The sequence below is a fragment of the Nostoc sp. ChiQUE02 genome (assembly GCF_034531305.2).
In the GTDB taxonomy this organism is placed as follows: Bacteria; Cyanobacteriota; Cyanobacteriia; order Cyanobacteriales; family Nostocaceae; genus Nostoc.
Genome location: NZ_JAVRBN020000034.1, coordinates 1 through 24,039 on the forward strand (window position 1 = coordinate 1; position 24,039 = coordinate 24,039).

At 40.0% G+C, this 24,039-nt stretch carries 12 protein-coding genes, 1 tRNA gene and 1 pseudogene; 11 read left to right on the forward strand and 3 right to left on the reverse strand.

What is annotated here, in order from left to right; all coding sequences use genetic code 11:
• Positions 1–71: 71 nt before the first annotated feature.
• The 5 genes and pseudogenes from RM347_RS26540 to RM347_RS26560 all read left to right on the forward strand — a co-directional run.
• Positions 72–593, forward strand: a pseudogene (locus RM347_RS26540) (DUF72 domain-containing protein); the annotation flags it as partial.
• Between the two features lie 327 nt (positions 594–920).
• Complete coding sequence (locus RM347_RS26545; protein ID WP_322717109.1) at positions 921–1,361, forward strand: hypothetical protein; 441 nt, start codon at positions 921–923, stop codon at positions 1,359–1,361.
• Between the two features lie 521 nt (positions 1,362–1,882).
• Positions 1,883–2,944, forward strand: a complete 1,062-nt coding sequence (rsgA, locus tag RM347_RS26550; protein WP_322717108.1) for a ribosome small subunit-dependent GTPase A — start codon at positions 1,883–1,885, stop codon at positions 2,942–2,944.
• A 1,630-nt stretch (positions 2,945–4,574) separates the two neighbouring features.
• Positions 4,575–5,468: a nitrogenase iron protein gene (nifH, locus tag RM347_RS26555; RefSeq protein ID WP_012407784.1), complete on the forward strand. Its 894-nt coding sequence runs from the start codon at positions 4,575–4,577 to the stop codon at positions 5,466–5,468.
• A 260-nt stretch (positions 5,469–5,728) separates the two neighbouring features.
• Positions 5,729–5,896, forward strand: a complete 168-nt coding sequence (locus tag RM347_RS26560; RefSeq protein ID WP_322717107.1) for an SDR family oxidoreductase — start codon at positions 5,729–5,731, stop codon at positions 5,894–5,896.
• 93 nt (positions 5,897–5,989) lie between these two features.
• Here the strand turns inward: RM347_RS26560 and RM347_RS26565 are convergent, their stop codons facing one another.
• The 3 genes from RM347_RS26565 to RM347_RS26575 all read right to left on the reverse strand — a co-directional run bounded on the left by RM347_RS26565 (position 5,990) and on the right by RM347_RS26575 (position 14,767).
• Positions 5,990–7,567, reverse strand: a complete 1,578-nt coding sequence (locus tag RM347_RS26565; protein ID WP_322717106.1) for a hybrid sensor histidine kinase/response regulator — start codon at positions 7,565–7,567, stop codon at positions 5,990–5,992.
• A complete protein-coding gene (locus RM347_RS26570) occupies positions 7,567–13,551 on the reverse strand; it encodes a hybrid sensor histidine kinase/response regulator (protein ID WP_322717105.1) in 5,985 nt (1,994 codons plus the stop codon). The genes RM347_RS26565 and RM347_RS26570 overlap by 1 nt, the downstream gene beginning before the upstream one ends.
• 943 nt (positions 13,552–14,494) lie before the next feature.
• On the reverse strand, positions 14,495–14,767 hold the full coding sequence (locus RM347_RS26575) for a hypothetical protein (protein ID WP_322717104.1): 273 nt from the start codon (positions 14,765–14,767) through the stop codon (positions 14,495–14,497).
• A gap of 562 nt (positions 14,768–15,329) precedes the next feature.
• Between RM347_RS26575 and RM347_RS26580 the strand changes: the two genes are divergently transcribed.
• The 6 genes from RM347_RS26580 (at position 15,330) to RM347_RS26605 (ending at position 24,037) form a co-directional block, all read left to right on the forward strand.
• Complete coding sequence (locus RM347_RS26580) at positions 15,330–15,950, forward strand: hypothetical protein (RefSeq protein WP_322717103.1); 621 nt, start codon at positions 15,330–15,332, stop codon at positions 15,948–15,950.
• Positions 15,951–16,174: 224 nt separating this feature from the next.
• Positions 16,175–16,248, forward strand: a tRNA-Val gene (locus tag RM347_RS26585).
• 909 nt (positions 16,249–17,157) lie between these two features.
• Complete coding sequence (locus tag RM347_RS26590; protein WP_416211876.1) at positions 17,158–19,131, forward strand: PAS domain S-box protein; 1,974 nt, start codon at positions 17,158–17,160, stop codon at positions 19,129–19,131.
• Between the two features lie 12 nt (positions 19,132–19,143).
• Complete coding sequence (locus RM347_RS26595; protein WP_322717102.1) at positions 19,144–20,658, forward strand: hybrid sensor histidine kinase/response regulator; 1,515 nt, start codon at positions 19,144–19,146, stop codon at positions 20,656–20,658.
• Positions 20,659–20,929: 271 nt separating this feature from the next.
• Complete coding sequence (argJ, locus tag RM347_RS26600; RefSeq protein ID WP_322717101.1) at positions 20,930–22,093, forward strand: bifunctional glutamate N-acetyltransferase/amino-acid acetyltransferase ArgJ; 1,164 nt, start codon at positions 20,930–20,932, stop codon at positions 22,091–22,093.
• A 741-nt stretch (positions 22,094–22,834) separates the two neighbouring features.
• Positions 22,835–24,037, forward strand: a complete 1,203-nt coding sequence (locus RM347_RS26605) for an AAA family ATPase (RefSeq protein WP_322717100.1) — start codon at positions 22,835–22,837, stop codon at positions 24,035–24,037.
• Positions 24,038–24,039 lie beyond the last annotated feature (2 nt).

A 24,039-nucleotide genomic window follows, 5' to 3' on the forward strand; every position in this document is an offset into this window, starting at 1 on the left:
CTGTCATCGTTTCCCTGTTGCCTATTTTTCTTCAGCAGTTATCATTCCAGTTTACCTAATTGGTGACACGCCCTAGTTATGCACCCGCATTACTTGACGATTTGACCAACTTTTTGTCAGCTTGGCCGCGTACAGACGCACCTCTAGCGCTGGAAGTTCGGCATCCTGACTGGTTCAGAGAACCCCATGCTAGTAATTTGACGGCGCTTTTAGAAAAGCTAGGCGTAGGACGGGTACTGTTAGACTCGCGCCCCATTTACAGTGGAGATGATGACCCCCAGTTGCAATCGGAACGGCGTAAACCCAAATTACCATTGCAATTGAGTGTGACAGCACCTTTTACTCTGATTCGATTTATTTCTCATCCGAATTTATCAGTCAATCAGCCGTTTATGGAAGAGTGGGTGAGGCAGATTCAGCAATGGTTGCAGATGGGAGTGCGAATTTATTTCTTTGTCCATTGTCCAATAGAAGCGCGATCGCCCAGCACAGCGCGTCACTTCCAACAGCTATTGGAACAGAGTGGTACAGCAGTTCCACCCCTACCTTGGAACAACCTTGAGCATCCCCCCAACCAACTCAGTTTATGGTGAGCATATTTAGTAGATAATTGGTGTTGTACTACTTTTCTGTTAAAGCTTGATACTTACTCATTCTATAAAAATCGGGGTGATAGTCATCTTTGCTAATTTGTGATGAAGGTATACAGCAGTTTTCTTTTACATCAAGTACAAAGCTACAAGTTTTGAGGCAGGAGTTAAAAACTCTTTATATCTGATTTTAAATCCTGCATTTTGTACCTTAGTTATTTACAATCTGCTGTATGTTATACCTGAATATAACTAAAGGAATGTATTAGCTTTTAGTGTGTATGTGATTTCAGCAAATTTTTTAAGTCAGTTACACCAAAGGAGGTTGATATGAGTCGTCTTCTTTATGAAAGATCAGTCTCATATAAAGGATATCTCATCATTCCATTTGTTTTTGGCAAGGTGGATAATTACGATATTTATTCATATAGATTGCTGTCTGAAATTGGTCACAGAAGCCAATTTCATAAAGCAGAAAACCCAGCAGGAATCTATGGAAGTGGCGTTAGTAATATCGTTGATATTGCTAAAGAACATATTGATCAAAATTCCGAGTTTGTTCATCGGGGGGATAGTTTTAAGTCTCGCTACATTTATCAGAACAATTTGATTATCATCTTTCAAGAAGGAGACAAATATTTTTATGACCATTATCCACCAGAGTTATTGAATAATATTGCAGCTCCAAAATTATTCACATCTGAATATGAATGTCTAAGTTGGATTAAGCAAGGATTTGATAGGCGATATGTGCGACCAAGAGCGATTTGAAGCAGGCAGTTATTGCTGGAGGTAGAAACTCTGGCGTTGCAGAACAGTGAGATGAATTGGGGCAAGCAGGGGAGGCAGAGGGAGCAGGGGGGGAATTTTGGAAGTTGCTAAATCATCCTGCTTTCTTTGCAACACCGAAACTCTTTATATTTGATGCATGAGTCCGGCATTTTGTACCTCACTTAAAAAGTAAACTGCTGTAACTAAAGCTGGGCAGGATGGCCACTCCACAAGATTGGATAATTTAAACGAATTTTCTGGAATAGGCTAATGTAGTAATGAAGATTATTTACTGTAGTACACAAGGAAGACGAACTATGACTGACTTGCTAGTAGTCCGGGTTACTTTGACCATCCCAACTCAACAGACACAAGGCGCAGAGATTCTGTTCAGTCCTTTTTCCTACAGGAATGAAAACTAGAATTCACAGACATTCTTGTGCGGGGAGTTCCCCTGTATAGAAGTGTCATCCTCTGTGGAACCTTGTGCAAAACAAGTAGCACACATCGAGGAAACATCAATGAATTTGGATTATTTAGGCTGGAGTGACTTTTTTGCTCACAGCTTTCAACCCTATCGCTTACAAGGATTTAGCCTTGGTAGGGTTGCTATTGAATACAGAAATACTTACACCCTGTATAGTGAACAGGGAGAACTTTCAGCAGAAGTTTCAGGTAAATTGAGGCATCGGGCTTCTCAACCACAAGACTTTCCAGCAGTGGGAGATTGGGTTGTCATTAGTGTCAGAGAATCTGAAGGACGAGCCACTATCAACGAGATTTTACCCAGGAAAAGCAAATTTTCTCGCAAGACAGTGGGTAGTAAAACAGAAGAACAAATTGTTGCAGCTAATATTGATACAGTCTTCTTAGTCTCAGGGCTAGATGGCGATTTTAACCCTAGAAGAGTTGAGCGTTATCTCATTCTGGCTTGGGAAAGTGGTGCAAATCCAGTAATTGTGTTGAACAAAGCAGATTTGTGCAACTCTTTAGAAGAGTATTTAGCACAACTGGAAGCAGTTGCTTTGGGCGTACCAATTGCAGTTTTAAGTGCTACCAATCATCAAGGATTGGATACCTTAAAACCTTACCTGCAACCAGGAAAGACAGTTGCTTTGTTGGGGTCTTCTGGTGTTGGTAAATCCACCATCACTAACCAACTGCAAGGTACATCTGTGCAAACTGTGCAACCAGTACGGCAAGGTGATGACCGAGGTAGACACACGACAACTCATCGTGAATTGATTTTGCTCCCTACTGGCGGATTAATTATTGATACCCCAGGAATGCGGGAAATCCAAATTTGGGCAGGTGATGAAGGTTTGCAAGAAACTTTTGCAGATATCGAAACCTTGGCGCAAGAATGCCATTTCCGCAATTGTCAGCATAATAACGAACCCGGTTGTGCAGTGCAGCAGGCTTTGGTTAAAGGAGAACTTGATTATTCTAGGTTTCTCAGCTACCAAAAGTTGCAAAAAGAACTCGACTACCTTACCCGCAAACAAGACCAGAGGGCGCAACTAGCCGAGAAAGAACGATGGAAGAAGATTCATAAAGCCATGCGAAATCATCACAAGCGCTAATTGCGCTGTTTCCTATTGTTCTCTCGTTCTCAGGCAACAGCCTGGGAACGAGGAAATCATCACAAGCACTAAATGCACAGATATTATATCTATCTGGCAAAATATTTATCATTAAAAATGTAGGAGTCGGGGCAATACGCTTGGGTCAAGGATAATCGTAGGTTGGGTTGAGGTTTTTATGGCTAACTGAACCGTATTGGGGGAAGGGGAGTTTTGAAATATAGGTAGTTAAACCAAATTTATATTATAAGGTGAAATTTTGCGAGTTATTTAATCTACTTTTCTGACTGCAAAATAAGAAATTCTGTTTTTGTTGTAAACATGAGTTTTAAATACTTTTATCAAACACCCAAAAGTATCTAACTGCACAAATTGGCTATGATAAATAATTTCATGAACTGACAACCTGTGAGCGCATAACTTATGACTATTAAAGATCCTAAGGATAATGCTCTGACAAATAGATAAATAATTTGAGATTCGGCAAATAAATTAGTGAGATGTATGTTATGGTTTTTATAGGAATCAAAAAAGCAAAAGCACAAAAAGACTTCAAGACAAGTTTGAGGCAAGCTCAAGAAAGTTTTTTTGCTCTGGTAAGTCCACTTCAATTAGCTACATCTTTTTGTAACGAAAATCTAAAACTAGATTGAGTAGGATAGTAGCCTTTGTAACAACTTGAAGTCAATCAAAATTTATCTGGGTATGAGCCAATAAGAGTTGGTTAACCTAGCTAGAGCATTACCCACCAAAGGCGATTACTCTTGGAGTCTGGGAAGAAAGACTCTTAGTACAGCCTGACAAATCCATAGAAATACAGAATTTTTACTAACTTAGTCTTGCGAGAGCAAACATTTTCAACCGCGAACTAAGTTGAAGCAGTTGCTGATATTTGGAACGAAAACTCCAAGCAGAATGGTGTCGTTCCACAGTTTTTAGGAATTTAACCATACTGTCGATAGTCACCAAGATATTATCTAAGCCAGAGTGTTAGGGATTACCTGTGCAGGCATTGTACTGCACCTGTAGCTACCACTTTTGGATTAGAATTTATTCTGCTGCATCAATCACGAAACGAGAAGCGCTATAGAAGTTCTTGGCAACTTGACATTAGCAAAATCATAAAAGTTGTAGCGACCATTTAAGAGTGGATTGCAATTTGGTTGGTTGTGTGGTTCAGGGAACAAATCTGCGTTCATTTGAATTCCTGCTGTAACCACTCTTGAGGCTTGAGCAACCATTTGGATTCTGCTACAACAACTGACAATGCTGAAGTCAAAGTTTTAAAGGCTTTGTAATTAGGAAATAGAGAAATCTCTGTTCCTTAAGCCATCGCTTCGTGGGTAAATATCTTCTGATTTTCACTGTTTTTGCCAGGGTGCGATGCCTAGCGACAAGCCCTCCGGGTTCGGGAGTTAGCAAGACGCTCGTTCGCCCTACAGCCCTTCTCTTAAAGGAGACGCTACGCGAACGGGCATCCTACGGCAGGCGTCTCCCCTTGGGAGAAAACTGCGACTCCCTCACTGCTATGCATATATGCCAACAGGCTCTACTTCCCTACGACACCAAGGGTGAATATTTCACATCCAGCTTCCGACTCATCAACTAAATCATTGTAGGAAACACAACCATGACTGACGAAAAAATTAGACAAATAGCTTTCTATGGTAAAGGCGGTATTGGTAAATCTACCACCTCTCAAAACACCCTTGCAGCAATGGCTGAAATGGGTCAACGCATTTTAATTGTTGGTTGCGATCCTAAAGCTGACTCTACACGTTTGATGCTACACAGTAAAGCTCAAACAAGCGTTCTTCAATTGGCTGCTGAACGAGGCGCTGTAGAAGATATTGAACTCGAAGAAGTAATGCTGACTGGTTTCCGGGATGTACGTTGTGTGGAGTCTGGCGGTCCTGAGCCTGGTGTGGGTTGCGCTGGTCGTGGTATTATCACCGCTATCAACTTCTTAGAAGAAAACGGTGCTTACAAAGATGTTGATTTTGTAAGTTACGACGTTTTGGGTGACGTTGTATGCGGTGGTTTCGCTATGCCTATCCGTGAAGGTAAGGCACAAGAAATCTACATCGTTACCTCTGGTGAAATGATGGCGATGTATGCAGCTAACAACATCGCTCGTGGTGTTCTCAAATATGCTCACACTGGCGGCGTGCGCTTGGGTGGTTTGATTTGTAACAGCCGTAACGTTGACCGGGAAATCGACTTAATCGAAACCCTGGCAAAACGTTTGAACACTCAAATGATTCACTACGTACCTCGTGACAACATTGTTCAACACGCAGAATTGCGCCGGATGACTGTTAACGAGTACGCACCTGATAGCAATCAAAGTAACGAATATCGGATACTGGCTAAAAAGATCATCGACAACGACAAACTCGCCGTCCCCACCCCCATTGAGATGGAAGAATTAGAAGAGTTGTTGATTGAATTTGGTATCCTCGAAAGCGATGAAAATACTGCAATGCTGGTTGGCAAAACTGCTACTGAAGCACCAGTAAAATAGCATCAATTAAATAATGGTTTAGGGTGGGCAAGCAGCCCACCCTTTCCCCAATTTTTGCAAGAGATAATATGATGTAGAAGTTTCAATCCCTAATAGGGATTTTACCTAATTGGAACAATAACCCTACATTCCGCAGGTTTCTTAGGTAAGTAAATAATATTTTCGGCAAGGGGTAGTGAGAAACTGAAGAGTCATCGTTGCTCAACTCCTCGACATCACTTAAGTCATTGGCATGAAGAACATTTGTCGCCTTGGGCAGAATGAGCAGCCCAGACGAGATTGCGAAAGCTGTGTTGTTTCTCGGATCAGATGACAGCAGTTATATGATCGGCATCGAATTGTTCGTCGATCGCGGCATGGCACAAATCCGAACAAGGGCGATCGCAGCTACCTCTGCAATACGGGCTGCGATCGCCCAGGCAATTTAGGTGACTTAAAATTTTCGAGATATCTTTGTGGATGCGATCGCTAACAGAGTTAGCCCTCTCTTCATCCTCTTTTTTTTTGGCTAAGGTATTGCACTAGAGACACAATTTACCGTAGGCGTAGCCCGCCGCAGGCAGGCATCGCTCTTGGGGAAAAACTTTTTGGTTTACTGATTCTAAAGGGTGCGATCGCATCGGAATTTTAATCATAAACTCTGTTCCCTGACCAGGTGCTGAAAGGCACGTTATCTGACCACCATGTTTGGAGACAATAATTTCCTGGCTAATCGACAAGCCTAAACCTGTGCCTCTACCTACAGGTTTTGTTGTAAAGAAGGGGTCGAATAAGCGATCGCGCACTTCCTCTGTCATACCGGGGCCAGTATCACCAATCCAAATAGTCACAAAATCATTGTCAGTTACTTCGGTGCGAATCCGAATCGTGCTGCGGCAAAAGTAAATTTCCTGGGGCGATCGCTGTTTGTCATACTCCTCCAAAGCATCAATTGCATTCGCCAATAGATTCATAAACACTTGGTTAAGTTGTCCTGCATAACACTCCACAAGGGGTAGGTCGCCATAGTCTTTTACGAGTTGAATACCTAGCTCGTTAGAGCTGGCTTTAAAGCGATTGTGCAAAATCAGCAGCGTGCTATCTAGCCCAGCGTGAATATCCGCCGGCTTCATTTGAGCTTCATCCACGCGTGAAAAAATCCGTAACGACTGAATAATTTCGCGGATGCGGTCAGCCCCAACCTTCATTGAACTCAGCAATTTTGGCAGGTCTTCACTCAGAAATTCTAAATCTATCGCCTCAGCCAGTTGTTGAATTTCAGGTAGCGGTGAGGGAGTGTACTTAGCATAGAGGTTCAAGAGGTCGAGCAAGCCTTGGGTATATTCATAGGCGTGAGTCAGATTCCCATAGATGAAGTTGACGGGATTGTTAATTTCATGGGCGACACCCGCCACCAATTGTCCCAGACTGGACATTTTTTCACTATGAACCAGTTGGCTTTGAGTTTCTTGAAGTTGGCGAAAGGCAAGTTCTAGTCGATTGGCTTGTTCTCGATAGCGTGCTTCGGATTCCTGCAATGCTTGCTCTGTCAAAATACGTTCTTGGATTTCCTGTTGCAGCAGCTGATTAGATTGTCCAAGTGCAGCCGTCCTTTCTTCCACGCGTTCTTCTAACTCAGATGTCAGTTTTAAAAGGGCGTTCTCTGCCTTAGTTCGCTCTTGAATCTCCTGCTCTAGATGCACATTTTGCTCTTGCAGTCTCTTAGTCAGATTTCGGATGCTTAAATGGATTTTGACACGGGCTAAAACCTCTTCATGCTGAAGCGGCTTAGTGATATAATCTACCGCCCCAAGATTCAAACCTCTGACCTTATCCACTGTCTCAGAAAGCGCCGTCATAAAGATTACGGGAATGTCTTTAGTTAATTCTTTAGCTTTCAAATGCTGGCAAGTTTCAAACCCATCCATACCAGGCATGAGTATATCTAACAAAATCAGATCGGGAAGAGCATATTCTACTTGCTCAATTGCATCCTCGCCATCCTGCGCTACTAAAACTTGGAAGCCAGAATCAGCCAAAAAATCGAATAACACTCCTAAATTTGTCGGGTTGTCATCAACGATTAAGATAATGCCATTTTCGATGTTGGAAAGACTCATTAATTTACTCCTATATTTTTTAAAATTTCACGGATTTTTTTAACTTGAAAACCTTTAGCTAATTGACGCAACTCTAAAGAAAAAGGCGCATATTTCACATCCAACTCTTCCAATTGATTAACTCGCTCTACAATACCTTTGAGATCGCCTTTCATTGCTAAATTCAATAAAGTGGCTATTTCCTCTGCGGAGGGAGCTACCAATGATTGCTGAGAATTTTCTGCTTGATTACCTTTAGATACTTGAGTTTCACCATCTTCATAAATCCATTCCAGTTTTAAGTGATACTGCAACTTTTCTAAAAGCTCTGTTATGCGGATGGGTTTAGGTAGAAAATCATTGCAACCCGCCTCCTTACTTTTGTTGAGATCGAAATCAAAAACGCTGGCAGAAGTGCCAATCACGATCGCATTCTTTAGTTCAGGCGATCGCCGAATGCGACGGGTAGTTTCAAAGCCATTCATTTGAGGCATCAACAAATCCATTAAGATACAATCTGGATTCCATTCAAATGCCTTATTGAGACAATCATGACCATCTGCTGCTTCCACAATTTCAAATCCTAAAGGCGATAGCATCTTGACCAAGATTGCACGATTTTCTGCTCTGTCATCTGCCACGATAACTTTTCGCTTATAGCCTTTAAAACTTTGGATATTTCGTTGCTCTTTTTTGACAACATCAGCATATTGAGAAACTTCAAGTAAATCTAAATCAAAGAAGAAAACGCTTCCTTTTCCTAAAGTACTCTTCACCTGGATTTCGCCACCCATCATCTGAACTAATTGGCGGGTAATTGCCAGTCCCAATCCCGTTCCTTCTGCTTTGCGATCGCGATCTCCTACCTGCTGGAATGGCAAAAATATCTCTTCTAATTGCTCTGGTGCCATGCCAATTCCTGTATCTTCCACCTGGAACCGAATTCTACCTTCCTGATAGCCGACTTTGAAAGCCACACCTCCAGTTTCAGTAAACTTAACGGCATTACCTAGTAAGTTAATCAAAGCTTGCCGCAACCGTTTTTCATCAGCCTTGACACCTATAGGAAGTTGAGTAATCTGTTCAAAAATTAAGCAAATACCTTTTTGTTCGGCGCGGATACGGCAGATTTCGGCAATGCCTTCGAGAAATTCTGGAAAATGAAAATCCGTTAGGTGGAGTTCCATTTTTCTCGCTTCAATTTTAGAGAGGTCTAAAATGTCATTGATCAGGTTCAAGAGGTGGTCGCCACACTGATGAATAATATTCACACCATCTTTTTGTGAGTTAGTTAAACTTTTTTCACGTTTGAGGATTTGGGCATAACCCAAAATGCCATTAAGTGGTGTTCTCAGTTCATGGCTCATATTGGCAAGAAAATCACTTTTAGCGCGGTTGGCTGATTGGGCGATTTCTTCTGCTTTTTGCAGATGCACATTTTTTTCCTGTAATTCTAAAGTTCGCTCTTGTACTTTAGCTTCTAAGTTAGTGTTGGCTAATTTTAAGTCTTTATAAAGACGAGCATTTTCAATGGAAATCGCCGCTTGAGAAGATAACAGTTGTAATACTTCTAAGCGATCTGATGTAAATGCACCAATGGTGAGATTATTTTCTAAATAAAGAATGCCACTAAGTTTTCCTTGATGGATGAGCGGTGTACATAAAACCGATTTAGGTTGATGGGTGACGATGTATGTATCTGTGGTAAATGTTCCTTCACTAGTTGCATTGCTGAGGACAACATTTTCTTTAGTTCGGGCTACATAGTTAATCAGTGAAATTGGTAGCTGCTGACTGGTTGATACTGGAATTTCTTGTAGCACAGTTACATCGGTTTTGTCTACTGCTCCTGATGCTTCTATTAGCAAGTCTCCTGACTTTTCTAAAATTAGGTAGCCTGTTTGAGCGCCAGCATTTTCTAGCACAATTGTCATTAATTTAGTTAGCAAACTGCTCAAAACTATTTCTCCAGAAAGAGCTTGAGATGCTTTCATAACTGTGGCTAAATCCAGCGAGTCTGAAGCATTTTCACCCGTAGAGTTAATTATCTGAGTCACGTTCGTACTGACGCTTTCTCGCTTTGATATGCGAAATAGTTGAGGATATCTTTTTTCCAAGTCTTTGACTTTTGCCTTCGCTCCCCAACAAGCATATCCATAGTAAGCATCGTTGAGATAGGTATTAGCAACTTTCTCTCTGCCACAAGCAAAATAGAACTCTGCTGCTAGTTCCGAGGCTAGGGCTTCTTCTTGAATATATCCATGTTCTCTGGCTCCAGTTATGGCTCGGTCATAAAACGCGATCGCTTTGGCATCTTGTTGCAATACTCGCGCCTTTTCTGCTTCCACGAGATCGTACTTATGCTGATAGTTAGCAGGAGAATGCAACGCCCATTGCTTCATTTTTTTCTGCTGCGCTATCACTTGACTGAAATATTGTTGGCGTAGCTTGCCGCCGTAGGCATCGCTTTGTGATGCACTGGGATACAAAGCTAAGAGAGTCAGAGAGGAGTAGAACTTATGTTCGGCTCTGTACATCAACCCTCGTCCACCTTGTTCGTATTTTTCTGCCAGCAAGGCATCTTCAGCAGCGCGATCGTAATTTTTAAATAAATAACCCAGAATCAGTTTAGAAACATAGATAGGATAAATAGCCATATAATTATTGCTATTTATCAGAATTGGCAACATTTTATTTTCATCAAAACTTTCACCAATTAATCTATATGGTTCCGCAGTTTTTTTAATTAAATTCAAGCCTGTCTGTCGGACTATCTTAGCATAAATAATTTGAAATTCTTGTTTGGTTCTTTGCATCAAAGCAATATAATGCGCCTGTTTCTGGAGAGCGATTTCTAGATTTTCACCGATAAAAAACAAATGCGTACAATAAAAACAAGCCGAATAAGAAGCATATTCTAAATCTCCTGTTTCCAGCCCTCTTTGTACACCCTCAATTAACGGTTCTATAGTATTAATAGCTGGTTCTTTCCAATGCCTAATAAAATAATTAAATGTTTCATAGATTTTCGCCGTCATTTCCTTAGCATTAAATTGATTTAACAGCTTTAAGCCTAGCTGACCGAATTGATAACCAGAATCCATGTCTTCAAAAGCGCCACATAGGAACATTCCATAAAGTACATACGTATAAGCTGACAGAGGAGAGTTCCCATATTTGAGACAGAGGTTAGTCATTTTAAAAACAACCTGGGGATAAAGTTCGGGAGCTGCAATATAAACCGGAGGAATCAGATTTATCAAGACTCTTAGTGCGGCTAATTTATAAACATCAGTCATTTCTGGCAATTCTGTTAAATCCTCAATTCGTTTTCCTCCTAAATTCAATCTAGTCAGTCTCGTCGGAGGGGTTTCCGATAAAGGCAACCCTAGCATTTTTAGCACTTGTAGTCCGGTATTTAACGCAGCTTGCATTTGGTTTTTAGCAATATAAAACTGCATTTTTGTCTCATACACCTGGACTCGATCGAGCAGGGTTTTTGCCTGTGATAAAACTACATCAGAAAGCATTTCTGCTCGCTCGAAATTAGTGTTGAGGAATTCTACTGCCGCTGTTTCTACATAGAGATTGAGTGTCATGTCATACTGACACTGCCAACTATCTGCTGCAAGAAGTTCCAAACCTACATTTAAATATTTAACAGATGATTCATACGCTGTTGCTGCTTTTGCTTTCTGTCCAGCTATAAGATTGAGTTGAGCTAGTCTATCTTTTTGAGGCTGTTGGGTAATGAATTCAGCACCAACATTCAGTTGGTTGACAATTTCAAAAATGTTTTCTTCAATATCCGTTTCTGAGGTATGTATTAGTAGCAATTCACCAATTTTTAGATGAGTCTGTTTTTTCTGGTCATCTGGAATGAGAGAATAAGACGCTTGCTGTACCCGGTCGTGTAAGAACTTATAGGTAATGGGTGATGGGTGATGAGTAATGGGCGATCGCCTGTTCTCAGTCTCCATTTCTTCTGAGTCGAAAACGAGCGGTGTTTTGTAGGAATTGTTGAGGGGTAGAACCAAACCTGATTGCAGAGCTTCCCACAAATCTGCTGCTGTTTCTGACTGAGATGTTTTATTAATAATCGCCAATATATCTAAAGTAAACTTGTCTCCAATACAGGCGGCAAACTTTAACACGTTCTGTGTTTTCTCAGATAGCTTTTGAATTTGGCTGACCATCAATTCAACGACATTATCAGTTATATTAACTCCCTGAATAAACTCAATATTCCATTGCCAAAAGCCGCGCTCAAAATCAAAGTATAATAAGTTATCCTGATGAAGAGATTTGAGTAACTGAGTTAAGAAAAAGGGGTTGCCTTGGGTTTTTGTAAAAACTAACTCAGCTAGCGGCTTTACCTTTAAAAATTCACTACGAAGAGTATCGGCTACTAACTGGTTGACGTGAGCGATATCCAAAAGCTGGAGGATAATGTTATTTACGATCGCACCAGTCTGTTGAATCTCCTCCAAGGTCTGAATTAAGGGATGAGTGGCACTTACTTCGTTATCTCGATACGCACCAATTAGCAATAGATATTGGCTATCTGGGTCGGTCATAATTAACTCGATAAGCTTGAGGGAAGCTGAATCCGCCCACTGCAAGTCATCCAGAAACAAAACTAGCGGGTGTTCGGGTTGACTAAATACATGAATGAATTGTTGAAACACCCGATTAAATCGATTTTGTGATTCTGACGATCCTAATTGAGGAACTGCTAGCTGCGGGCCAATAATCCGTTCTAATTCGGGAATAACGTCTATAATCACTTGAGCGTTGGAGCCGAGGGCATCTATTAATTTTGATTTCCAAACGGCTATTTGGTCATCGGTTTCTGTTAGCAATTGCCGCATCAAGTCTTGGAATGCTTGAATTAGAGAGGCAAAAGGAATATTCCGCTTGAACTGGTCAAATTTACCGGAGATAAAATAACCGCGCTGGCGCACAATCGGTTTGTGAACTTCGTAAACTAAGCACGATTTACCGATACCTGAGTAACCGGAAACTAGCATCATTTCTGTACTACCAGAACTGACGCGATCGAATGCTTCTAACAAAGTAGCAACTTCTCTTTCCCGTCCGTAGAGTTTTTGCGGGATGGAAAATTGGCTGTATGAATCTAGTTGACCGACAATAAAGTGGGAAATCTCGCCATCTGTCTGCAACTGAGTCAGACAGGTTTCTAAATCGGCTTTTAGTCCGAGAGAGCTTTGATATCTATCTTCAGCAGTTTTAGCTAACAATTTCATTACAATGTCAGAAACTGCTGAAGGAATTTTGGGATTTAACTCTTGAGGCGCTATTGGTGTTTTGGCAATATGACAATGAACAAATTCCAGAGAGTCAGCGGCATTAAAAGGCAGCGAACCTGTCAGCATTTCATAAAAAGTAACGCCTAAAGAATAGAAGTCGGTACGGTAATCAATTGACCGATTCATTCGTCCGGTTTGCTCCGGTGACATATAGGCGAGAGTGCCTTCTAATAAATTGGGATTGCTGATACTTTGATTTTCTTTTTCTAACCGCGATGCAATACTGAAGTCGATAATTTTAACTTGTCCAGTTTCTGCGTTAATAACGATATTGTCAGGTTTAATATCTTTATGAATAATTTTGGCTTGATGCAGTTGAGTGAGAGTGGATGCTAACTGAATAGCTATTGTGAGAAATTCGGTTAATGACAATTGGCGATCGCTAATATACTTTTTCAGAGATTCTGCACCAAAGTCTGTCAAAATTAGGGCTAGACCGTTATGATGATTTTCTAAAGCTAGGGACTTGACAATTCCTTCTATATCTACTAAGACTTTTGATATTTTATATTCATGTCTGAGTCGGGTTAGTTCTTCGAGGCTGGGATACTCGGCTTTCAGGGCTTTAACGATCGCAAGAGTTTGATCTGACTGCTTGGAAGCGCGATAAATAACGGTATTGACACCTTCATACAAAGCTTCTATAAAGTTGTAACCGGGAAGGACAGGTATCATTTTTCTAAGCCTAAGTATTAGGATGAACTGGGCGTGAGGCTAATGAACGTTATCCACCACTGTCAAATCAAAGGACAATGAGGTGTTCTATTTAGCATTCCCAGCCAGTCCAAAGTTTTTATAAGACTAAATAAAGCTCAACATTTGGAAATATAAGTTTGCACTTATTGATAAAAATTGCACAACATTCCCTCAAAAGAAGGTTTGTGACAACATGACCTACACCCCTTTGAGCCAATCACAGATGGACTTATCCAGGAGGAACTATCTTCATTGAAGGGCTAGCTGGAATAACGAGCAATCGTGGAATTTATCACGGCTATTGGATTGGTAAATCCAATGTCAAATGTGACACTTCACGAGAAGATGGGGAAGGCAAGTTGAGCAACACCTGGGGACAATTTTCAATCCGCTTTCAGGTTCCTAATTTTCCCATGCCCTGGGAAGCAAGATGGAGCTATTGCGAAGGTGAACCTACTTTCTCTTGGAACGGAACCCCGCTAAAACAAGCTCCAGTTCAATGCTAAAGTTTCTTATTGTGGCTAAAATCCCCCAAACCTCACTGCAACCGTTTGAGTTGATAGACTTAAGTGTTCGCCAGTAGTTTTTGGGTTTGCGGTTTTGTGGTAACCGTTCACAGGAAATGAAACACTACAGTCAAAAATGAGTTACTGAGGTGGTAAATTAAAGTTTAAAAAACAGTTTGATTTCGCTCTTTTCAACGCGCAAGTAATCAAAGCAGCAACGTCTGAAAATCACTCGATGACCATTTGCTCGACACCTTTATTTCAACGTTAAAACTCTCGCCGACTGTAATTAAATCCCATCCTAACTACCAAAACCTAGGTCTTACGGCGTTATTGCTGCCTAATTTTGTCCGGAGTACTGAAATAGGATTGCTATATAAATATTTATTTTTATTTAATTACTTAACCCGTTATAACTACTGAATTTTTAGTGCGATAATACCAATCAATACGGCAAGACCTAGCGCTCTCCGAAAATAATTAACACCTTGAAATAATTCCAGCCACGCCCAAGTAAACAAAGAGCCATTAGCTATTACATCTAACACTATATTGATTTTGCCACTTGTAAAAATTAGAGCAAGTATACTAGCTCCTATCCAAACAATAAGTGGTAGGTTAGGCATCTGAGCTAAAACAATTTTGCCATCGCTGTCACGGAAGGTTTTATCAACTAACGTATTTTCCATTATTTGAAGTTGCCCCTTAGCTAAAAATTATTAACTTACATAGAAAAACTATCGATATCGAGTGGTCTATTAAGAATAGACTTAGATTAATTGCGGATTATTCAATAAAATTAAAACATTTAGACAAATCTCGAACAAGCATCTAATTGCTGAGATTCGAGCAGTAAACTATATTCTTATATGTGTATATCCACAGACATACTCACACGAAATCTGCTAATATATCTATCATCCTATGGATGCAATTTAGAATGTTTGTCATCGTGTAGCAATCCGATTTGATTGATGAAAAAATCCAAGTATGTGTAGTATATGTAGGGTGTTTATCGCCGAGAGTATGGCACCGAAACCTTCAGGTGGTGCATTGCCTTTGGCGTAACTACGTATATTTCAAAAATAAAATATCAGTCCTATATGTATGCCGATAACCTTTGTCACAACTCCAACCAATTTTGTCGGTCTGCACTGTATTTAGAGAATAGCAACAGATCGAAGGAAAAAAACAGATGAACGCTACAATCTATCAGAAAAGCAAAGAAATAGTTAAATCCAGAGTGCCTTCATGACGGCTGATTTGACATCTACAGCAACATTTGACTTTGTGACCGTGCTATCCCAGGCTGCGGCTGCATATCGAGGACAGAGAGGCACACACCCTAGTGCTGAAATATTAGTAACTGCGATGTTACAAGCAGAAAAAGCTGCCAAGCGACAACGGTTGACTTATCCGTTTGAGTCTCTTTTCGGTAAATGGCAACTTTGCTTTGTAACTGGCACTAAGAAAGTTAGAGAGCGCGGGGGAATTGTATTAGGCAAGGGTTTGTATGTACCCAAGTTTATAGCAATCCATGTTTTCTTTAATGCCACTTTAGAACAGGATTCAGGTAGAGGCGAAATTGGTAATCAGGTTGAGTTAAGCCCAGTTTTATTGAAGCTCACGGGGCCAGTGCAATATTTGGGTAAGAAAAATTTATTGGCGTTTGATTTTGACCAGATGCTTATCAGTCTGTTTGGTCGTGTTGTTTACAACAGAGCAATCCGTTCTGGTAAACTTCAAACAGAAGACTTCTACAACCAGCCCATAGCTAAACTACCCTTCTTTGCCTTCTTTTTAGTGACGGAAGATTTCATTGCGGCTCGCGGTCGTGGAGGAGGATTGGCATTTTGGATTCGAAAAAATTAAAGGCACTTTCAGGAAATCAGGCAGTCTTACTTGAGGCAGGAGGAAAGAGGATTTGACTTGTTTGTTTCATTTGTAGCAGGTCGTGCACCTCTCGCTATAAATGAAACAAACACTTCATTCCACGAAAAGTCACTATTGATTGAACTTATATAGTTCGCCTGATTTGGTCTTTTATCTTGCCTTTTCAAAGAACTATATGCTATGGTTGATAACTGTGTGGTTAAGGACGTATAGCTCAGTTGGTTAGAGCGCTACGTTGACATCGTAGAGGTCACTGGTTCGAATCCAGTTACGTCCATTGTTCCCAAGTCCTTCCAGACATCCTAACCGAGATAAACTGTCCTAAGCTTGTTCTAAAGTATAACCTGGATTTCCCCATCATCCCCTGAGTAGCCTACTACCCTAAAGATTACGCTAGAACACTGAGTAGTTAGGAATAATTGGGATGCTGACGGGTGTTTATGGGAAAATATTTCTCTTCATGCGATCGCTAACACGCCAAAAGCAACCAAAAGAAAACCCTTTTAAGTATAAGTACTTATCGCGATTTATACTAGGATTTAATGGAAGGTTAGATGAAACCGAGTAAGCTATTTACTACGAAGAGATCATCTGTATTCCAATAATTAATCAGATATTTTTAGGCTAAGAAATAATATTTTTTACAAGTAGCAGACAGGAATTGCAAGATTCGACGATCTTCATGGCTCAAGTTAATAATTTCCTTAATTCCTTGTGTAATCAGAACGTAAATCCCTTGGAAATATTGAACTACCCACACTAACTTCAGCAATGAGTTAGATTGATAAGTAAATATACATAGTTAGCTAGATAAAATTTAGATTATATAAGCGAAATATTACTGTGATTTTTGAAGGTTTTGATATATGTAAATAGTTCATTTCAGAGGATATACGGTAACAATAACCAAAGCGATCGCGGTACTTTAAATTCAATAAATCTTATATTATCAGGTTAAAGAACTCAGAAACTATGATACGTACAGGATGTAGAAGCCCTAGCTGCTATTCGATCCTAACCGTAGGCTAGGATGGGAAAACTCTGACGAACGCCAAATGTGTTCTTATGAAGAGTATAATAAGCCACCTTCTAGGCATCTGTGCCTCTACAGGGGTCTTAGGCTAAAAACCTCTTTCTTCACACTTCCGGCTTCGGTGAAGACTTGTGCAGTGTATAGGTTTCTATAATGGAATTTTTAAATAATTTTTTCTCTACTAGCCAGTTTATTCCCCACGGACATTGCTACCTCTGGAAACCAGGGTTGGTGTGGTTGCATCTGGTTTCAGATGTGTTAACTGGACTTGCTTATTATTCAATTCCAGTGATGTTGGTTTATTTTGTCAGTAAACGGCGAGATATGCCTTTTGGCTGGATATTCCTAATGTTTGGTACATTCATTGTTGCTTGTGGCACAACCCATTTGATGGATGTATGGACGCTTTGGCATCCTACCTATTGGTTATCAGGATTAATCAAAGCTATCACCGCTTTCGTGTCAGTATTGACAGCTATAGAACTTGTGCCATTAATACCGCAGGCACTGGCTCTACCGAGTCCTGCCCAACTAGAGGCTGCAAATTGCCAACTAGCAAAGGAAATTGCTGAACGCATACGAACTGAGGAGGTGTTGAGGGAAAGTGAACAACGCTGGCAATTAGCTTTGCGTGGCAATAATGATGGAATTTGGGACTGGAATATTAAAACTAATGAAGTTTTCTTCTCACCTCGCTGGAAGGAAATGCTCGGTTACGAAGATCACGAAATTTCTAACCATTTAGATGAAAGGGTGATACGAGTACATCCGAACGATCTTGACTGGGTGACACAAGCAGTTCAGGATCACTTTGGTCAGAAAACACCGTTTTACATTACTGAGCATCGAGTCAAATGTAAAGACGGAACTTATAAATGGATTTTGGATCGAGGTCAAGCATTGTGGGATGACGATGGTAATGTAGTGCGGATGGCAGGCTCACACACGGATATCACTGAGCGTAAACAAGCAGAGGAGGCATTAAGTAGCCTACTTAACGAACTAGAAAGCAAGGTTGAGGAACGGACAGCAGAGTTAACAAGAATCAACGAATCACTACAGGCAGAAATTACTGAGCGCCAGCGAATAGAAGAAGCATTGCGGGAGAGCGAAGAGCGATTTCGTGCTGCATTCCATCAGGCTGCTGTTGGCATCGCCCATGTAGCAAGAGATGGAAGATGGTTGTTAGTTAATCAGAAGCTTTGCGATATTGTCGGTTACACACCCGAAGAACTACAGTTGCTAACTTTCCAAGATATTACCCACCCAGATGATCTTAACGCCGACCTAAAATATATTGACCAAGTTTTAGCAGATAATATTCAAACTTATTCGATGGAAAAGCGCTATTTTCGCAAAGATAGTTGCATAGTTTGGGTTAATCTCACCGTGTCTTTAATGCGTAAACCTTGGGGAGAACCAAAGTATTTTATTTCTGTGATCGAAGATATTAGCGAACGGCAAGCCGCGCTGCGCGAACGCAAGCAATGGGAGGAGCAAATCCAAGCGTCACTTTTAGAAAAAGAGGTATTATTAAAAGAAATTTACCATCGTGTCAAAAATAATTTACAGGTTATTTCCAGTCTACTAAACTTGCAATCTGCCTATATCAACGACAAACACGATTTAGCAATATTCCGACAAAGCCAGCAGCGGATTGCATCAATGGCTCTAGTTCACGAAAAATTATATCAGTCTCATGACTTGGCAAGGATTAATTTTGGTGAATATATTCGAGATTTGGTAGCAAGTTTATTTAGTGCATACGAAGTCAATGAGGATACGATCGCTCTAACAATAAATGTCGATGAGCACGTGTTTTTAGGCTTGGATACAGCAATTCCTTGTAGCTTAATTATCCACGAGCTTGTATCCAACTCATTGAAATATGCATTTCCAGCAGGTAGAAATGGTACAATTTATATCGAAATTAAAAAAACTTATGATCATCAGATCACACTCATAGTTAGTGATGATGGAATTGGTTTACCATCAAACTTTAATTTCAAAAATATAGCTTCTTTAGGCTGGCAGTTAGTAGACGCTTTAACCAATCAACTGTCAGGAAATCTCAATATCCAAGGTGCTAGGGGAGTAGAGTGTCAGTTGACATTTACATTAATATAAAATAACTCAAATATGACAAAGGCAAAAATATTAGTTGTAGAAGACGAAGCTATTGTTGCTAAAGATTTACAATATCGACTTAATAAATTTGGTTATACAGTTCCTTCTATCGCTTCTTCAGGAGAGGAAGCAATTAATATAGCAATAGAAATATCCCCAGATTTAGTGCTGATGGATATTAAGCTCAAAGGGTCGATGGACGGAATAGAAGCTGCCCAAGAAATCTATAAGCGTTTGGATATTCCAGTAATTTATTTGACAGCTTATGCAGATGAAAAAACATTGCAACGAGCCAAGATAACTGAGCCGTTTGGCTACTTACTTAAACCTTTTAAAGAAAGAGAACTACAAATAAATATTGAAATAACTTTAATCAAACATGGTTTAGAAAAGCAATTAAAAGTTAATAAAAAATGGCTGGATGCACTTTTAAGAAGTATCAGCGATGGTGTGATTGCTAGCGATCTCCAAGAATTAATAACTTTTATGAATCCTGTGGCTGAAAATCTGACTGGGTGGAAACAGGAAGAAGCTTGTGGCAGAAATTCATCAGAAGTATTCAATATTGTCAATGCAGAAACACATAACCCTATTGAAAGTCCGATTATCAAAGTTCTTCAAGATGGTATTATCGTCAGTATCCCAGCAGAAACCATTTTGATTGCTAAAGACGGTGCAGAAATACCAATTGATGACAGCGCTGCACCAATTAAAGATGACAAAGATAATATTACAGGTGCTGTATTAGTATTTCGAGATATTACTGAGCGCAAACGAGGAGTTGAGGCGCGTCAAAAGCAAATTGAGCAAGAGCAACTTGTAATGCAATGGGAGGAAATAAATCAACTCAAAAATGACTTTTTGAATTTAGTTTCCCACGAACTGCGATCGCCTCTGAGTAACATGAAGATGATGATTCAAATGATACAATTAACTACTAGTACTGAAGAAGCTCAACGCTATCTAGAACTAATGGAAGCCGAGTGCGATCGCGAGCTAGAATTAATTAACGATCTACTAGACTTACAACGGCTAGAAAGCTTATCCTATTCAGTTATTAGACCTGATGTATTGGTTTTACAACAGTGGTTACCTTGGGTTATTGAGCCGTTTCAAATCCGTGTTCAAGAACATCAGCAAACTCTACAGCTGAATCTCCCTCCAAATCTCCCGCCGCTGTTCTCAGATGGCATTAGCCTGGAACGAATCTTAATAGAATTGCTCAATAACGCCTGTAAATACACACCTGCGGGTGGTGATATTGTTCTAAGTGTAAGTCACAATTCCTCGGAAGCGCCCGCAAAAACTATTATTACTATCAGTAATTCAGCAGAAATTCCGCTAATAGAGTTACCACGAATCTTTGAGAAATTTTATCGCGTCCCCAATGCAGATATCTGGAATTATGGTGGTTCGGGATTGGGTCTACCTATAATACAAAAATTAGTCGAACAACTGCAAGGAAACATTCAAGTAGAAAGTGGGAATGGATGGACGACATTCACCCTCACATTAATTGATTTATAGTACTCGACAACCCAAAATTGCTGGTTGAGGGTGGGAAGTAGAGAGGAGAAAGTGGGGAAAAGTTTTTTCATTTTGTCAAATTTTTGAATACTTAGCAAAGTTGCTTTGGCGGACTAATAGGTTTTTAACTTATATTAAAATTTAATGAAATCTCTGCTACATATACATTGCTTAGGGCGTATATCTATACAATCCTACAGCCGATTCATCTCTTGCAAAGATTTTTGGAAATGGTATGAGATAATTAAACCAAATTATTAAATATAGAAAAATGTCATTAACTATATCTTCCACACCTCAAGGTTTTAGTGCATTTATTACTAATTTAGGAATACGAGATACAACTGATGATTTTGTCTTTATAAAATCATCAGTTCCTTGTGTTGCTGATGGAGTGTTCACTCAAAGTCTTTTTGCCGGGCCGAGTGTTACTATTAGCCGCGAGAATTTAAAAGATTCACAAGCACAAGGAATTGTCGTTATCTCTAAAAATGCAAATGTAGCCAATGGTTCTGTGGGTATTGCTGATGCCCAAGAGGTTCTGCAATTAGTCGCAACTGAAACTGGAATTGCTGCACATAATATTGTGATAGCTTCTACAGGTGTAATTGGCAGACGTTACCCAATTGAAAAAATCCGGGCAGGTTTATTAGGATTGGGGGAAAAATTGACTGCTGCTGATTTTCATGCCGCAGCCCGTGGTATTATGACCACCGATACAGTACCGAAACTAGCTACACGGCAAATAGGAAATGCCAAGCTAGTAGGAATCGCCAAAGGTGTCGGCATGATTGAACCTAATATGGCTACCCTCCTAACTTTCTTTTTTACTGATGCTGCAATCTCTGCAAATAGCCTTCGTTCTATCTTTCGCTCTACTATAGATAAAACCTTTAACTGCCTGAGTGTAGACACTGACACTTCTACCAGTGACTCCGCCGTGATTCTAGCTAATGGTTTAGCAGGTGAAGTTTCAGAACTAGATTTTGCTAGTGCATTCCAAGAAGTTGCACAAGAATTGGTGCTGAAAATTGCACGAGATGCAGAAGGTGCTACCAAAATTATTGAGGTGACTGTAGCTTCGGCAATTAACTATGTACAAGCTAAAACAGTAGCTAAAGCAATTGTGAATTCACCATTAGTAAAAACCGCCGTCTATGGAGCAGATCCGAATTGGGGACGAGTTGCTATGGCTATAGGTAAATGCGAAAATGAACAGCAGATAAATCCAGAACGAGTTGTTATTAGTTTTGATGATGTCAAAGTTTATCCTAATAGCTTAACTGATGTTAATTTGGAACAGTTGCGACAAATTATGTCCAAAGATAAAGTAGATATTCATGTTAACCTCAATATCGGCGAAGCTTCTGCAACTGTATGGGGTTGCGATCTTTCAGAGGGTTACATAGAAATTAATGGCAAATACTCAACTTGATGAATATAATTTGTAATGGATAATGCAATACACTTGGGTTAGGGCTTAGAGGATATTTGAAAAGTAGTGCCTGATGTATCACAAACTTTAAATCCTCGGATAAATTGGAGGGCTTTGAGAAGGTTGTTCTCTCCTTTTTAAACTCCGGTGTACACACAAGTTTTCTAATATTGCTCCATAAGCTTTTGATCCCCCTATAAAAAAGGGAGGCGAAAACATCTCAAAGTCCCCCTTTTTAATGGGGATTTAGGAGGATTTTCAACGATTTTGGGTTTGTACAGAGATGTGTGTACACCAAAGCTTTGTCAAACAAACTCTAAGCTTTTGAGTCTGTTTTAACCTACTTGGACTATTAGCCCGGAAATTTATTTTCGGGCGAGTTATGCCAAGAATGAAATAGCCCCAGTCCACAATGGGGTTATCTGCTTTATCTTATAGGCAATTGAACGGACGTGATATTAGTCCTCATCTGGAGATGGATAAGTGACGCAGGTACATCAATAGCTAAAAGTAAACTCCCACTTACCAATTGCTTTCTCAAAAAAGTTGACACAAGTAGTTTTTGCGTATTATAGTGTAATACATAAGAGGTGCGTTAGATTAAAAAGACTTCCTAGCCAGTACAGCACGGTGGAAATAAAATTATCACTTGTACACAATTAGTTGATATTAAAAGAAAAATTTTTCAAAATCTCCTACTTCACACAAAATAACTCGATTAACGCTGCATAACTAATAAATATGGATTTTGACTATTTTAGAAGCAATGAAGGCGCTCCTACAAATAATAGCCGGCAAAGCTTACTTGCTAGCGGTTGGCGACCGTTTAACCGAGAATTAGACTGGGGTTTTTTGTGGCAACTGTTGTACAGCGACTCCCGTGAATTAACTCAAAAAAGTTTGAATTTAGCGAGTAATGTTGCTGATATTTTGGGACGTAATAATTATGCTTGGTGGGCTAATTTATTAAATGTTGTATCTGATAATACCCGCTACGAAGTTGAAAAGTTTTGGAATTACATCACGCCAGATCCTCAATCACCAGATCATCGCTACAAAGATGTTTTGAGTACGGAAACGCCTATAGTTCAATTTGTCAGTCGTAGTAGCATTCCTATTGATTATGTTCTTAACCGACTGCAAGAAATTACTGTACTGCGAGTTTTAGGTGTGTTGGGTAAACCCGACATTATTACCCAGTATTACTCAGAAAGAGATTTTTATTTTCCTATAGATAGATTTGTTAGCTGGGAACGCTTAGACGTTATCAATACTGTTTATGCTTACTGGTCGAAGTATGACGTTTGGTTGCAAATTGACCCCTACGATCGCGGGCGACGACAATATAGTTTAATGGCGAAAAATCTCGCGCCACTAATTAACAAAGCGACTTACGACTTAGCAGTTATGCTAAGTGGATATCAGAGTCGTGTAGGCAAAGTTCATAGTCAATTTAGTATTCGGACATTTCCCGCAGATATCCAAAACTTTACTGATTCTGTACAGCAAGCGATTCTGAATCAAAACCAGTTAGCGGTTGTTGTACATGGGCAACCAGGTACAGGTAAAACAGTCTGGACACAGGCAGTAGCAAAAGAAATTCTTGTACCTTTAGGGTATGTAATTTTTATTTTAGATCATGATGCGATCGCTAATTTTGTCCCACCAACTTACATAGAGCGTATTTGTATCGTTATTAACGAAGCTGATAATCTAGCGCAAAATCGTGCTTCGGAGGTAGCGCAATACAATAACAAAACTGAACACATTCTGAGTTTGCTGGATGGCACTTTGTATCAGAGTGTAATTGATGACTCTGGTATTCAGATGCAGCAACGGTTAGTTGTCTTGATGACTTGCAACACTACTGAAAGATTAGATCCAGCCATGTTACGTAAGGGTAGAGTGGATTTAATATATGAGTTTACGCAACTATTTGTATGAAG